A 12,227-nucleotide genomic window follows, 5' to 3' on the forward strand; every position below is an offset into this window, starting at 1 on the left:
GCTCAGGAGCGGGGAGTCGCCGACTCCCCGCTTCGGCGTTCCCGGGCCCCTTCGCGCGTGCGGCCCGCGGCGACCGGACGGTTCGGGTTGCGGCGCAGGAACTCGCCCTCGAGCTGAGCCATGCGGTCGTTGTGGGCCCGCAGCGCGTCGTTCGAGGCGTACAGCAGTGTGTCGTGGCGCGTGCGGTGGATGGTCTCCAGCTCCTTCATGAGCTGCTGGTCGTCCAGCCGGTCGGCGTCGACTCCAGTCATGGTCATGTCCCGCTCGTCGTGTTCGTTCATGCCCTTCGGGTACCCGCCCGAGAGCACTACCCCCAAGCGGCACCCGGGAGGGAGCCATGGATCTCGCCTTTCTGCATCCACTCTACGAACAATCGGGCCCCTGGGCCTCCGTCTACGTCGACACCTCCCGGCACACGGAGGACACGCCCCACGAGCGGCATCTGACCGCGATCGCGCTGTCCCGTGAGCTGGCCGGGCAGGGCGCCGACGAGCAGACGTGCCAGGCCGTGCTGGACGCGGTGGAGGAGCTGCGGCACTCCTCCGAGCCGCACGGGCTGGCCCTGTTCGCGCGGGCCGGCGAGGTGGTACTGGATCCGCCGCTGGCCAGGGCGCCGGGCGGCAACAGCGCGCACTGGGCGCCGCTGCCGCACGCCGCGCCCCTGCTGGAGCTGGCCGGTGAGGACCCCGTGTGCGTCGTGGCGTACGTCGACCGCAAGGGCGCCGACTTCGAACTGCGCAGCGGCCTCGGCCGCCAGGACGCGGGTACGGTCACCGGTCGGCAGTATCCGGTACACCGTACGCGGACGAACGACTGGTCGGAGCGGCACTTCCAGCTCAGGGTGGAGAACACCTGGGAGCACAACGCGGCCGAGATCGCGGACGCGCTCGCCGTCTGCCAGGAGGAGACCCAGGCCGACCTGCTGATCCTCGTCGGTGACGACCGGGAGCGGCGGAGCGTGCACGAGCGGTTGCCGAAGCGGCTGCACGACCTGGCGGTGGAGGCTCCGCACGGCACCGGCAGCAGGCTGCTCGACGAGGACGTGGAGCGGGCGCGCGCCGCGCATGTGCGCCGGCGGGCCGAGCGGGAGGTGGAACGGTTCCTCGCGGCCCGCGCTCCGGGCGACGACGGGCGCGCCGGGGCGGTCGAGGGCGTGCCGGCGCTGGTCGAGGCGGCGCGCGAGCACCGTATCGACGAGCTGCTGATCCGTCCGGACGGTCCCGACGCGCACCGTGAGGTGTGGATCGGTGAGGACCCCGACCAGCTGGCGGTACGCCGTACGGACCTCAAGATCCTTGGCGAGCAGAACTCCTGGCCGGCCCGCGCGGACGACGCGCTGATCCGCTCGGCGGTCGCGACGGGCGCCCCGGCGATCTCGGTGACGCCGGTGACCGGCCAGACCGTGCAGGCCGGTCCCGGCCAGGCCGAGGAGGCCGTGCGGGAGGTCCCGGTGGGCGGTCTGGGGGCGCTGTTGCGCTGGACGTGAGCGGGCCGGGCGGCCGAGAGCCGCCGAGTGACTGAGCGGTGTGTGAGAAACGGGCCCGGTGACCCCTGTGGTCACCGGGCCCTTCCACGCCACCAGCCACCGGGCCCCGTCACACCGGCCACCGGCCCCCTTCACGGGGACCGGGTCCGCGAGGCCCGGTTCCCGGCCGTCTCAGCGGGCGCGCTCCACCCTCCGCTCGTCCCACACCGGCTCCGTCGTCTCCCGTACCCGGCCGTCGCTGCCGAAGACGAGATAGCGGTCGAAGGAGCGGGCGAACCAGCGGTCGTGGGTGACCGCGAGGACCGTGCCGTCGAAGGCCTCCAGCCCCTCCTGGAGGGCTTCGGCGGACTCCAGGTCGAGGTTGTCGGTCGGCTCGTCCAGGAGCAGGGCCGTGACGCCCTGGAGCTCCAGCAGCAGGATCTGGAAGCGGGCCTGCTGGCCGCCGGAGAGCCGGTCGAAGCTCTGCTCGGCCTGGCCGGTGAGTTCGTAGCGGCGCAGCCGGGACATGGCGGCGCCCCGGTCCTGGGCGTGCTCCTTCCACAGGATGTCCAGGAGCGTGCGGCCCTCCAGTTCGGGGTGGGCGTGCGTCTGGGCGAAGTGCCCGGGCACCACGCGTGCCCCGAGCTTCCACTCCCCCGTGTGCGCCACCTCGTCGCCGGCCAGCAGCCGCAGGAAGTGCGACTTGCCGGAGCCGTTGGAGCCGAGGACGGCGACCCGTTCGCCGTAGAAGACCTCCAGGTCGAAGGGGTTCATCAGGCCGGTGAGCTCGAGTCCCTTGCAGGTGACGGCCCTGACCCCGGTGCGGCCGCCCTTGAGCCGCATCCTGATGTCCTGCTCGCGCGGCGGCTCCGGCGGCGGGCCCGCCTCCTCGAACTTGCGCAGCCGGGTCTGGGCCGCCTGGTAGCGGGAGGCCAGCTCATGGCTGATGGAGGCGGCCTGACGGAGGTTCAGGACCAGCTTCTTCAGCTGGGCGTGCTTCTCGTCCCAGCGCCTGCGCAGTTCCTCGAAGCGGGCGAAGCGCTCGCGCCGGGCCTCGTGGTAGGTGGCGAAGCCGCCGCCGTGCACCCAGGCGTCGGCGCCCGCGGGCGACGGCTCGACGGAGACGATCTTCTGGGCGGCGCGGGACAGCAGTTCGCGGTCGTGGGAGACGAACAGGACCGTCTTGCGGGTCTCCTTCAGGCGCTCCTCCAGCCAGCGCTTGCCGGGCACGTCGAGATAGTTGTCGGGCTCGTCGAGCAGCAGCACCTCGTCGGTGCCGCGCAGCAGCGCCTCCAGGACCAACCGCTTCTGCTCGCCGCCGGAGAGGGTGCGTACCTGACGGAACTGCGCCTTCTCGTAGGGCACCCCGAGCGCGGCCATGGTGCACATGTCCCACAGCGTCTCGGACTCGTAGCCGCGCGCCTCCGCCCAGTCGGACAGGGCCTGCGCGTACTGGAGCTGGGCGGCCTCGTCGTCGACGGTCATCATGGCGTGCTCGGCCTTGTCGACGGCCTGGGCGGCCTCCCGGATGCGGGGCGGCGCGACCGACGCGAGCAGGTCCCGTACGGTCGTCTCGTCCCGTAGGGACCCGACGAACTGGCGCATCACCCCGAGGCCGCCGCTGACGGTGACGGTCCCGCCGTGCGGTTTGAGCTCGCCGGAGATCAGCCGGAGCAGGGTGGTCTTGCCGGCGCCGTTGGGGCCGACGAGGGCCACGACGGCTCCTTCGCCCACCCGGAAGGACACGTCGCCGAGCAGGGCCCTCCCGTCGGGGAGGTAGTACTCGAGGTGTGCTGCTTCCAGATGTCCCATGAGGCCGCATTGTGCGGGCCACCGGTGAGGACGGGCAAACCGATAAGTGCTCAGGCCGGGTCGACCGGCCGGCCCGCGGGGCCGCCCTCGCCCGCCGGGGCGACGACCGCACCCGCCCACGACAGGGCTTTCCAGCCGTCGGAGGGGGATCCCTCCAGGATCACCACGCCGGTGTTGTCCAGCGGGCGGGCGGCCGCGAAGGCCACGTCGACGTTGTCCGCGCGGGCCGCCGTCCACATCCTGATCGCCGCGCCGTGACTGACCATGGCGACGGCGAAGGCGCCGCTCGCCGCGGCCTCGGCGACCACGGCGTCGTACCGCGCCAGCGCCTCGGTTCCGCTCTCCCCGCCCGGCATCCGCAGCCCGGTGTCGCCGGCCGACCAGGCGAACACGGTCTCCATGTACCTCCGGCCGTGCTCCGAGTCTCCGGGCAGCATCTCCAGGTCTCCCGCGGACAGCTCCCGGATGCCGTCCCGTACGCGCACGTCGAGGCCGCGGGCGGCGGCCAGGGGGGCGGCGGTGAGCTGCGTGCGGACGAGGGTGGAGGCGTACAGGGCGTCGAGGTCCTCGTCGGCGAGGGCCTGGGGCAGGGCGGCGGCCTGGCGCTCGCCGAGTTCGGTGAGACCAGGGCCCGGGACGGCGGTGTCCAGCAGGAAGCGCACGTTGGTGGGGGTCTGGCCGTGACGGACGAGCAGCAGACGCATGGGGTCCTCCAGGTGCACGGCCCGCCGGACAAGAAACGGCCGCTTCAGGGTATCCGGGAGTGCATGAGCCCAGACGTCGACCTCACCGTCCTGAAGCCCGGCCCGCACGTCCTGCGCGACCGGCTGCTGTCCTTGGACTGCCGGTTGTTCGAGTTCGCCGCCGGGCGTGACTGGCCCGCCGCCGAACCGGTCCTGCCGCGGCTGAGCCGGAGCGCGAACCACGGGGTGCTGTGGTTCGCGACGGCGGCCGCGATGGCCGCGAGCCGCACTCCTCGGGCCCGCCGGGCGGCGACGCGGGGTATCGCCTCGCTCGCTCTGGCCTCGCTGACGATCAACACCCTCGGCAAGCGCTCGGTGCGCCGCCCGCGGCCGGTCCTGGACCCGGTTCCGCTGGTGCGGCAGCTGAAGCGGCAGCCGATCACCACGTCGTTCCCGTCCGGCCACTCGGCGTCGGCGGCGGCGTTCGCGGCCGGGGTGGCCCTGGAGTCGCCGTCCTGGGGCGCGGTCGTGGCCCCGGTCGCCTTCTCGGTGGCCATGTCCCGCGTCTACACCGGCGTCCACTTCCCGAGCGACGTGCTGGCGGGCGCGGCGCTGGGCGCCGGCGCCGCGTTCGCCGTACGGGGCCTGGTGCCGACCCGCGCCCAGGGGGTGCCGCCGGCCCGGCCCCGCGCGGACGTTCCCGCGCTGCCGGACGGCGAGGGCCTGGTCATGGTCGCCAACACCGCCTCGGGCACCGCCGACCGGGTGCGCGCCCTGCGGGACACGCTGCCGGCCGCCGAGTTCGTCGAGTGCGAACCGGCCGACGTCCCGGACGAGTTGGAGAAGGCGGCGGCCCGCGCCCGGGTGCTCGGCGTGTGCGGCGGCGACGGCACGGTCAACACCGCGGCCGGGATCGCCCTGCGGTACGGCCTGCCGCTCGCGGTGCTGCCCGGCGGCACGCTGAACCACTTCGCCTACGACCTGGGCGTGGAGGGCGTCCGCGATCTGGGCCGGGCCCTCCAGCAGGGCGAGGGTGTGCTGGTGGACGTGGGCACCTTCGCGTGCGGCGAGCGGCAGGGCGTCTTCCTCAACACGTGCAGCCTGGGCGTCTATCCGGAGCTGGTGCGCGAGCGGGAGCGCTGGTCGCCCCGGATCGGCGGCTGGCCGGCCGGAGTCCTCGCGGCGCTGCGCGTGGCACGGGCGGGCGGGCATCCGCTGGAGGCCGAGTTCCGCGGCGAGGCGCGGCCGCTGTGGCTGCTGTTCGCCGGCAACGGCACCTACCACCGGATGGGTCTGACGCCCGGGCGCCGCCGGGACCTCGCGGACGGGCGGCTCGACGTGCGGGTGGTGCACGGCGGGCGCCGGCCCGCGCTGCGCCTGCTCGCGGCCGCCGTCGCCGGGCCGCTGACCCGCTCCCCCGCGCACGCGGCGGTCCAGGTGGGCCGGCTGAACCTGTCCGGTGTCGCCCCGGGCACGCTCCTCGCCTACGACGGTGAGGTCACCGAGGTGGAGGGCGAGGTGACCCTGGAGAAACTGCCCGGGGCGCTCACGGTGTACCGTCCGCTTCCCGCAAGCTGACGGCTCGTCAGTCCATATAGCAAAACGTCGGTCTCATTATTCGACATGCGCGCGTACGGTGAGGCGTACCCGAGGAGACGCCGAACAGGGAGCCGTCCATGTCGAAGTCGCAGGAGACCGCCGTCTACACGCACGGACACCACGAGTCGGTGCTGCGCTCCCACACCTGGCGCACCGCCGCCAACTCGGCGGCCTACCTCCTCGGTTCGCTGAAGCCCCACATGAAAATCCTGGACATCGGCTGCGGACCCGGCACGATCACCGCCGACCTGGCGGCACTGGTCCCCGACGGACATGTCACCGGCGTCGACCACGCGCCGGGCATCCTGGACCAGGCCCGGGCCGTCGCCACCGAACGCGGCCTGGCCAACGTCGACTTCGCGGTCGCGGACGTGCACGCCCTGGACTTCCCGGACGACACGTTCTGCGTGGTCCACGCCCACCAGGTGCTGCAGCACGTCGGCGATCCGGTGCAGGCGCTGCGCGAGATGAGGCGGGTCACCGCCCCGGGCGGGTTCATCGCCGTCCGGGACTCGGACTACGCCGCGATGACCTGGTATCCCGAGACGCCGGGCATGGACACCTGGCTCGACCTGTACCGGCGGGTGGCCCGCGCCAACGGCGGCGAGCCGGACGCCGGACGCCGGCTGAAGTCCTGGGCGCTGCGGGCGGGCCTGACCGACGTCACGGCGACCTCCGGCACCTGGACCTTCGCCACCGCCGAGGAGCGGGCCTGGTGGAGCGGCCTGTGGGCGGACCGCACGCTGGCTTCGGCGTACGCCGAGCGGGCCCTGGAGGGCGGGCACGCGACCTGGGAGCAGCTGCGGGCGGTCTCGGCGGCCTGGCGGGAGTGGGGGCAGCAGGAGGAGGGCTGGTTCAGTGTGCTGCACGGAGAGATTCTGTGCCGAAAGGAAGTCTGAATCCGCATTTCCGGGAAACACGGAATGCAGGAGGTTCACACTATGGTTCCCATCCTGCTGGTACTGCTTCTGGTACTGATCCTGTTCGGTGCCGGGTTCGCAGTAAAAATTCTCTGGTGGATTGCGCTGGCTGTTCTGGTGCTATGGCTTCTGGGCTTCCTGATGCGGAGCACAACCGCGGGTGGAGGCAGGGGCCGCTGGTACAGGTGGTGAACTGACCCGGGAATGAATCCCGGGCAGGAACCCCGGGATTCATTCCCGGGGAAGAAGAGGTCCGAGCGGCCCGAGGTCCAGATTGAGGTCCTCGGGCCGCAGTCCGTACCGCTCACGCAGTTCGGTCATGCGGTCGTCGAGCAGCATCAGGGTGAGCCCGATGCGCTCCTCCTGCTCCTCGCTCAGGCCGCCTTCGTCGAAGCGGCGCAGCGCCTGGCGTTCCATGAGCTGGCGCAGCAGCTCCACCACGGTCAGGACGAGCTTGACCAGGTCCCGCTCGACCGTGTCGGGGTCGAGGTCCATCCGGTTGTGCCGTTCGGTCCGGTTGCGCGGCCCGGCGGCCCGATGGTTCGGCTCGGCCCGATGTGGCTCGGCCCGACGGTCCGGCTCGCTCCGGTCGTGCCGCTCGGTCACGACAGCTCCCCCCACGGTGACGGCACCTGTTCGTTCACCGAGCTGATCAGCGCGTTCAGGTCGATGCGGACCAGGTCGACGTCCGCGATGCGCAGGGTGATGTCGCCCGTGATGACGACCCCGCCGGCGAGCAGCCGGTCCAGGAGGTCCACCAGCGCGACCTCACGGCGCTCGATCACCGTCACCGGTCCTCCTCCCCCGGGGACTCACCCGCGAAGGAATAGGCGGCCCAGGGGCCGGTGAGTTCCACGCGCATTCCCGGTACCTCACCTTTCGTACGGTCCACGAGTTCCACGAATTCCTCGGATTCGGTGCGCGAGACGAGATAGGCCGCATTGAGCACGTTCTGTCCGGAGACACCGGAAAGGGCGGGATTCTGCGGGGCGTGCAGCCGGGAATCCTCGGCGTGCGCGGAAAGCCTTTCGTGCAGCCGGTTGGCGAAGGCTTCCGCCTGCTGCCACCGGTTCTCGTTCGTGCGCACCGCCATGCGCCGCTGACGCAGATAGTCCCGTCCCGACGCGGGCTTTTCCGACGAGGCCCCGTTTCCCCCGGCTGCCTCGTTCTCCGCGTTTCCCGCATTGTCGGCGGTTGGTGTCTCGACGTACACCTTGACGCCCCACTCCACCCGCCCCTGCAGCCGGTCGAGGGTGCGCCGGAAGCCGTCCTCGCGCTCCTCCATCATCACGCGGACGCCGCTGTCGTCCCGGAAGACGGTTCCCAGGCGCAGCGGCAGCGGGGTGGTGACGACGGTGAGCGCGTCGATCACGCCCTGGTGGGCGCGGGCGGTCGCGGTCAGCCAGTCCAGGTCCTCGAGATGCCGGTGGAGCGGTCCTTCGGCGAAGTCCCGCTCCGGCACATGGCTGACCACGGCGACCAGCCCGTGATGATGCAGCAGTCTGGGCGGGTCGCCGGCCACGCCCGTCAGCTGGGCCTGCAGTGGTGTGCCGAAGGGACGGCAGACGGCGTAGACGTACCGCAGTCCTGTCATGGTGCCTCCTGGCCGTCGGCGGACTCCAGCTCAGCCAGTCGCTCCCGCAACTCGGCGTTCTCCCGGGCGAGTTCCTTGCGACGGGCGCCGGAGGACAACGCGGGGTCGTCCTCCCACCAGTCGATGCCCATCTCCTTGGCCTTGTCGACGGAGGCGACGATGAGGCGCAGCTTGATGGTGAGGAGTTCGATGTCGAGCAGGTTGATGCGGATGTCACCCGCGATGACGATGCCCTTGTCGAGGACGCGTTCCAGGATGTCCGCGAGATTGGCGCCACTGCCTTGACCGTAGGGGTCGGGCAGCCGGCTGGGCGTCGTCATCGTCGCTTCCCGCCGTCCGCGTCCGCGTACTCGTAGTCGTCCTCTTCCTCGACCTCGTCCTCGGTCTCGGCCGCCGGCTCCTCATCCTCCTCCGGCTCCTCCTCCTCGTCGTACTCGGCCTTCCCCTCCTCTTCGTCCTCCTCGGGCTCGTCCTCGGCCTCTTCCTCGTCGTACGGGCCTTCTTCCTCGTCCTCGTACGCCTCCTCGCCCTCTTCCTCGGGGGCGTCCTTGGCCGACTCCTCCTCCTCCTCGGCCACGGCGTCCTCGTGGCTCTTCACGACCTCGCCGTCGCGGATCTCGCCGCGCCAGCTGTCCTCGGCCTCGCCCTTGAGGGTGATGTGGCGGGCGAAGTTCTTCAGGTCGAGCCGGGCCCGGCGGCCCTGGGCGCGCCAGATGTTGCCGGTCTTCTCGAACAGACCCGAGGGGTAGTACTCGATGAGCAGCAGGACGCGAGTGAGGTTGTCGGCAAGGCGGTGGAAGGAGACGACGCCCCTGGTGGTGCCCTTGGCGCCCTCCGAGTTCCAGGAGATCCGGTCGTCGGGCACCTGCTCGGTGGTGTGGGCCTTCCAGCTGCGGCTGGACCAGAAGACCTTCAGCTGCCAGTCGGAGTGCGTGTCGTCGGCACGGTTCGCGCTCTTGACGCCCTTGGCGAACGTGCTGAAGTCCTTGTACTGGGTCCACTGGTCGTAGGCGGTGCGCAGCGGGACGCCGACATCGATGAACTCGATGATGACGACCGGCTTCTGGCCGCCCCCGCCCTTCTTCTTGCCCTTGCCCTTGCCGCCGAGGTTCTTGAACGCGCTGACCACGCTGTCCTTGGCGTGCGAGGCGCCGAGCTCCATCGCGGACCGCAGCGGGCCCTTGCCCTCGGCGAGCTTGCGGCCGCCGTCGAGGGCGAGCTTGGCGAAGCCCGGGCTGTTGCCCTCGGCGATGTCGTTCAGCTTGCCCGTGGTCTCGCCGAGCTTGCGGCCGGCGCCGACCAGCAGGCGCTGGGCCTGGGCGGCGAGGTACTCCTGCACCTCGGCCTTGAGCCGGTCGACGGCCTCGCTCTTGGCCACGTCGGTCAGCGGGTTGCCCGTCGCCTGGTCCTTGGCCTTGTCGGTGACGCCCCGCGCCGTTCCCAGAGTGTCGGTCATCGCTCAGCACCACCCTTCGACGCGCGGGTCCGGGCGCCGCGGGCGGCACCCCTGGTCGCGGTCGTCTTCTTCGCGCCCGTCTTCTTGGCGGGAGCCTTCTTCGCAGGGGCCTTCTCAGCCGTCTTCTTCGCCGGGGCCTTCTTCGGCGGGGCCTTCTTCGCGGCCTTCTGCGCCGTCGGCCTGCGGCGCGGCTCGGAGTCCTCGTCGGAATCGTCAGCCTCGTCGGAATCGTCGGCGTCTTCGGCCTCATCCGCTTCTTCGGCCTCGGGTTCCTCGTCCTGCGCCTCGGGCTCAGGCTCCTCGTCCTCCGCCTCGGCCTCAGGCTCCTCCTCTTCGGCCTCCGGCTCCTCGTACTCCTCCTCCGGCTCCTCGTCCTGCGAGTCGTCCTGGGAACCGAGGTCCGAGGGATCCGGCACCACGCCCGCGAGCTGGTCGCGGACCTGGGAGGTACGGCCGTGCAGGCGGTCGGCGATCGAGTCGATCTGCCGTTCCACCATGGCACCGGAGGCCGCCTTGCCGACGCCGCGCAGATCCTCGCGCAGCTGGTCGCCTATCTCCTTGAACTGCGGGTTGTTCCGCAGTTGCTGAGACGCCAGGTCGGCGAGCGCCTTTGGGTTCAGGTGCATCCGCTTGCCGGCCACGAGGCTGCCGACCGCGAACGCCATTTTCGCCTTCTTGGTACGTCCGAGGACGTACCCGGCCCCTATCGCGAGGCCCAGTCCCACTCGGTTCACTGTGCCGTCCCGTCCCCGGTCCCCGCGCCACCGCGAAGGCCGATCTCCAGTCGGTCGAGGAGTTCGTCCTCTCTGCGGTCGAACTCCTCCTCGTCGATCTCGCCCGCCTCGAGCTGCTCTTCGAGTTGGCCGAGTTCGGCCCGGACCGTAGCCGGGTCGTAGTAGAGGCGTTCCGCCTCGTTCAGTACCTGTCTCATGACCCAGGCGCTGCCCCGCACGGGTGCGAACGGCAGCAGCAGCACCTCTCCGATGAGTCCCACGGCGGCCTCACTCCTCCGCGTGTTCCGCGTGTTCCGCGCCCAGGGTGGTGCCCGCGGGCTCCGCGGGGCCGGGTTCGACGAAGCTGTACGGCGGCAGCGGGCCGTTGACGCGCAGTTCGAGGTGCGGATGGCCCTTGCGGACCTGATCCACCGCGGCCAGGAAGGGCGCGGCCTCGTCGCGGGCCACCAGGAACGAGAGGTTGGCGAGCCAGCCGCTGGACTCGGGACCCACGCTCACCGCCTCGGCGGCCGGTTCCAGCGTGTGCTGCACGTCGGTCGCGTCCTCGGACTCCCGGGCCTTGACCGCGGCCGCCACCATCTCGCCGAGATGGAGCCGCTGCTCGTAGCTGCCGCCGCCGGCCTGCCGGTTGGCTTCGGTGAGGGCGCGCACCTCCGGATTCTCGGACATGACCCGGTGCAGCACGGCCTCCTCGTTGTGGATGGCCTTGACGTTGTACTCGACCTTGCCGTCCAGGCTGCGCAGCCGTTCCAGGTAGTGGTCGACGCGCTCGGTGAGGACTCCGGTGACGGTGTCGTCGTCGGGGGCGAGGCTGCCGAACCGCATGGGCAAGACGCAGCCGGCCGCGCCGGACTCGCTCAGGACGTTCTGGTGGGCCAGCAGGTCCCTGCGCTTGGGCCGCAGTCCCTCGGGGGCGTCGCTGACGACCGCCGCCAGCTCACCCGCCTTCAGGATGCGCACGGGACGCGGCGGGTCGCCGACGCCCCCCATGCCCTCGGGCAGCGAAGGATGAGATGCGGCCGTGATGCCGTAGACGTACGTGCTCACTCCCCTTCCTCCTTCCTACGCGAAGCGGTCGACTTGCGGGGCCGCTGCCGGGACTCGGTCTGGCCTTCCTCGCGGGCCTCCTTGAAGGCGCCGGAGATGGTCTCCGCCGCGCCGGACAGCGCTCCCTTGGACTTGCCGCGCGCGCCGGACTCGGTGATCTCGCCGACCATGTCGGGCAGGCCGGGGCTCTTGCGCGGGCCCGCCTCCAGGTCGAGCCGGTTGCACGCCTCGGCGAAGCGCAGGTACGTGTCGACGCTGGCCACGACGACACGGACGTCGATCTTCAGGATCTCGATGCCGACCAGGGAGACCCGTACGAACGCGTCGATGACGAGACCCCTGTCGAGGACGAGCTCCAGAACGTCGTAGAGGCCACTGCTGCCGCCTCCGCCGCCGCTCTGCTGGGCCGGGACAACGGTCATGTCGACCGCGCCTCCTTGTCTGTGGGCTGGTTAACGGGTACTGGGACGGGCGGGCGACCTAGCGACCGCCCTGCCTGTGCGCGTCGGCGCGCCCGCGCTCGTAGCGGCGCACGCGCCGGTAGCCGGTGAGCTCCCCCTGCGGGTCGAGGTCGACCTGGTAGCTCGCCATCAGGCTCATCGTGTCGGGCACGCGGGAGAGTTCGAGAACCTCGATCTCCAGCGACCAGCCGTCCTCCGTCTGCTCGAAGGACGAGACGTTCTCGGCGGCCATGCCGGTGAGCTCCGCCAGCTGGGTGCGCGCCTGGCGGAGCACCTCCATGGGGTTCGGCCGGTCTTCCGCCATGTTGCGCTCCGTGTCCTTTTCTTCGCTTCTGCGGGAATTCTGTGAATCCTGTGATTCTGAAGTGCTCTTTGTGTTCGCCATGGCCACCTCTAACTCCGGGTGGCCGCTCGGCCGTTGGCCAAACCTGCGGGCGGGCATATGTCCGTTAGTGG

Annotated in this window: 17 protein-coding genes; 4 read left to right on the top strand and 13 right to left on the bottom strand. The window is 71.3% G+C overall.

Annotated elements, in window-relative coordinates; genetic code table 11:
* Positions 1-2: 2 nt before the first annotated feature.
* Positions 3-281: a DUF6158 family protein gene (locus tag ACWBNA_RS07730; RefSeq protein ID WP_482703466.1), complete on the bottom strand. Its 279-nt coding sequence runs from the start codon at positions 279-281 to the stop codon at positions 3-5.
* Between the two features lie 56 nt (positions 282-337).
* Between ACWBNA_RS07730 and ACWBNA_RS07735 the strand changes: the two genes are divergently transcribed.
* Positions 338-1,486 (top strand): baeRF2 domain-containing protein, encoded by a 1,149-nt coding sequence (locus ACWBNA_RS07735; protein WP_482703467.1) that lies wholly within the window; start codon positions 338-340, stop codon positions 1,484-1,486.
* A gap of 171 nt (positions 1,487-1,657) precedes the next feature.
* On the opposite strand, the gene ACWBNA_RS07740 is transcribed toward ACWBNA_RS07735, so the two are convergent.
* Both ACWBNA_RS07740 and ACWBNA_RS07745 read right to left on the bottom strand, forming a co-directional pair.
* Positions 1,658-3,277 (bottom strand): ABC-F family ATP-binding cassette domain-containing protein, encoded by a 1,620-nt coding sequence (locus ACWBNA_RS07740; RefSeq protein WP_482703468.1) that lies wholly within the window; start codon positions 3,275-3,277, stop codon positions 1,658-1,660.
* Between the two features lie 50 nt (positions 3,278-3,327).
* Complete coding sequence (locus ACWBNA_RS07745) at positions 3,328-3,981, bottom strand: histidine phosphatase family protein (RefSeq protein WP_482703469.1); 654 nt, start codon at positions 3,979-3,981, stop codon at positions 3,328-3,330.
* 63 nt (positions 3,982-4,044) lie between these two features.
* On the opposite strand from ACWBNA_RS07745, the gene ACWBNA_RS07750 reads away from it, so the two are divergent.
* The 3 genes from ACWBNA_RS07750 (at position 4,045) to ACWBNA_RS07760 (ending at position 6,671) form a co-directional block, all read left to right on the top strand.
* Positions 4,045-5,538: a phosphatase PAP2 family protein gene (locus ACWBNA_RS07750; RefSeq protein WP_482703470.1), complete on the top strand. Its 1,494-nt coding sequence runs from the start codon at positions 4,045-4,047 to the stop codon at positions 5,536-5,538.
* 98 nt (positions 5,539-5,636) lie between these two features.
* Positions 5,637-6,458, top strand: a complete 822-nt coding sequence (locus ACWBNA_RS07755) for a class I SAM-dependent methyltransferase (protein ID WP_482703471.1) — start codon at positions 5,637-5,639, stop codon at positions 6,456-6,458.
* A gap of 42 nt (positions 6,459-6,500) precedes the next feature.
* Positions 6,501-6,671 carry a hypothetical protein gene (locus ACWBNA_RS07760; protein WP_053747436.1) on the top strand — a complete coding sequence of 57 codons (171 nt, stop codon included), beginning with the start codon at positions 6,501-6,503 and terminating at the stop codon, positions 6,669-6,671.
* Positions 6,672-6,710: 39 nt separating this feature from the next.
* On the opposite strand, the gene ACWBNA_RS07765 is transcribed toward ACWBNA_RS07760, so the two are convergent.
* The 10 genes from ACWBNA_RS07765 to ACWBNA_RS07810 form a co-directional block, all read right to left on the bottom strand.
* The gene (locus tag ACWBNA_RS07765) at positions 6,711-6,974 is read right to left on the bottom strand and encodes a gas vesicle protein K (RefSeq protein WP_053747435.1); all 264 of its coding nucleotides are present in this window, start codon (positions 6,972-6,974) and stop codon (positions 6,711-6,713) included.
* A gap of 107 nt (positions 6,975-7,081) precedes the next feature.
* The gene (locus tag ACWBNA_RS07770) at positions 7,082-7,270 is read right to left on the bottom strand and encodes a gas vesicle protein (protein WP_053747233.1); all 189 of its coding nucleotides are present in this window, start codon (positions 7,268-7,270) and stop codon (positions 7,082-7,084) included.
* Positions 7,267-8,073, bottom strand: a complete 807-nt coding sequence (locus ACWBNA_RS07775; protein WP_482703472.1) for a GvpL/GvpF family gas vesicle protein — start codon at positions 8,071-8,073, stop codon at positions 7,267-7,269. Before ACWBNA_RS07775 ends, ACWBNA_RS07770 begins: the two co-directional genes overlap by 4 nt.
* On the bottom strand, positions 8,070-8,393 hold the full coding sequence (locus ACWBNA_RS07780) for a gas vesicle protein (protein ID WP_482703473.1): 324 nt from the start codon (positions 8,391-8,393) through the stop codon (positions 8,070-8,072). Before ACWBNA_RS07780 ends, ACWBNA_RS07775 begins: the two co-directional genes overlap by 4 nt.
* On the bottom strand, positions 8,390-9,529 hold the full coding sequence (locus ACWBNA_RS07785) for an SRPBCC family protein (protein WP_482703474.1): 1,140 nt from the start codon (positions 9,527-9,529) through the stop codon (positions 8,390-8,392). Before ACWBNA_RS07785 ends, ACWBNA_RS07780 begins: the two co-directional genes overlap by 4 nt.
* Positions 9,526-10,263: a DNA primase gene (locus tag ACWBNA_RS07790; protein ID WP_482703475.1), complete on the bottom strand. Its 738-nt coding sequence runs from the start codon at positions 10,261-10,263 to the stop codon at positions 9,526-9,528. The genes ACWBNA_RS07785 and ACWBNA_RS07790 overlap by 4 nt, the downstream gene beginning before the upstream one ends.
* Positions 10,260-10,523 (bottom strand): gas vesicle protein GvpG, encoded by a 264-nt coding sequence (locus tag ACWBNA_RS07795; RefSeq protein ID WP_482703476.1) that lies wholly within the window; start codon positions 10,521-10,523, stop codon positions 10,260-10,262. The genes ACWBNA_RS07790 and ACWBNA_RS07795 overlap by 4 nt, the downstream gene beginning before the upstream one ends.
* Positions 10,524-10,530: 7 nt before the next feature.
* Positions 10,531-11,310 carry a GvpL/GvpF family gas vesicle protein gene (locus ACWBNA_RS07800; RefSeq protein WP_482703477.1) on the bottom strand — a complete coding sequence of 260 codons (780 nt, stop codon included), beginning with the start codon at positions 11,308-11,310 and terminating at the stop codon, positions 10,531-10,533.
* A complete protein-coding gene (locus tag ACWBNA_RS07805; protein WP_482703478.1) occupies positions 11,307-11,732 on the bottom strand; it encodes a gas vesicle structural protein GvpA in 426 nt (141 codons plus the stop codon). Before ACWBNA_RS07805 ends, ACWBNA_RS07800 begins: the two co-directional genes overlap by 4 nt.
* A gap of 58 nt (positions 11,733-11,790) precedes the next feature.
* Entirely contained in the window at positions 11,791-12,156 is a 366-nt protein-coding gene (locus ACWBNA_RS07810; protein ID WP_482703559.1) for a gas vesicle protein GvpO, read from the bottom strand.
* Positions 12,157-12,227: the final 71 nt, after the last annotated feature.

It is taken from the genome of Streptomyces sp. Q2, assembly GCF_056820935.1.

Bases quoted from the DNA above. Each gene is read 5' to 3' on its own strand.
- ACWBNA_RS07740 (WP_482703468.1), bottom strand. From the start codon at position 3,277: ATGGGACATCTGGAAGCAGCACACCTCGAGTACTACCTCCCCGACGGG.
- ACWBNA_RS07775 (WP_482703472.1), bottom strand. From the start codon at position 8,073: ATGACAGGACTGCGGTACGTCTACGCCGTCTGCCGTCCCTTCGGCACA.
- ACWBNA_RS07785 (WP_482703474.1), bottom strand. From the start codon at position 9,529: ATGACCGACACTCTGGGAACGGCGCGGGGCGTCACCGACAAGGCCAAG.
- ACWBNA_RS07760 (WP_053747436.1), top strand. From the start codon at position 6,501: ATGGTTCCCATCCTGCTGGTACTGCTTCTGGTACTGATCCTGTTCGGT.
- ACWBNA_RS07755 (WP_482703471.1), top strand. From the start codon at position 5,637: ATGTCGAAGTCGCAGGAGACCGCCGTCTACACGCACGGACACCACGAG.
- ACWBNA_RS07780 (WP_482703473.1), bottom strand. From the start codon at position 8,393: ATGACGACGCCCAGCCGGCTGCCCGACCCCTACGGTCAAGGCAGTGGC.
- ACWBNA_RS07750 (WP_482703470.1), top strand. From the start codon at position 4,045: ATGAGCCCAGACGTCGACCTCACCGTCCTGAAGCCCGGCCCGCACGTC.
- ACWBNA_RS07810 (WP_482703559.1), bottom strand. From the start codon at position 12,156: ATGGCGAACACAAAGAGCACTTCAGAATCACAGGATTCACAGAATTCC.
- ACWBNA_RS07765 (WP_053747435.1), bottom strand. From the start codon at position 6,974: ATGGACCTCGACCCCGACACGGTCGAGCGGGACCTGGTCAAGCTCGTC.
- ACWBNA_RS07745 (WP_482703469.1), bottom strand. From the start codon at position 3,981: ATGCGTCTGCTGCTCGTCCGTCACGGCCAGACCCCCACCAACGTGCGC.
- ACWBNA_RS07735 (WP_482703467.1), top strand. From the start codon at position 338: ATGGATCTCGCCTTTCTGCATCCACTCTACGAACAATCGGGCCCCTGG.
- ACWBNA_RS07805 (WP_482703478.1), bottom strand. From the start codon at position 11,732: ATGACCGTTGTCCCGGCCCAGCAGAGCGGCGGCGGAGGCGGCAGCAGT.
- ACWBNA_RS07730 (WP_482703466.1), bottom strand. From the start codon at position 281: ATGAACGAACACGACGAGCGGGACATGACCATGACTGGAGTCGACGCC.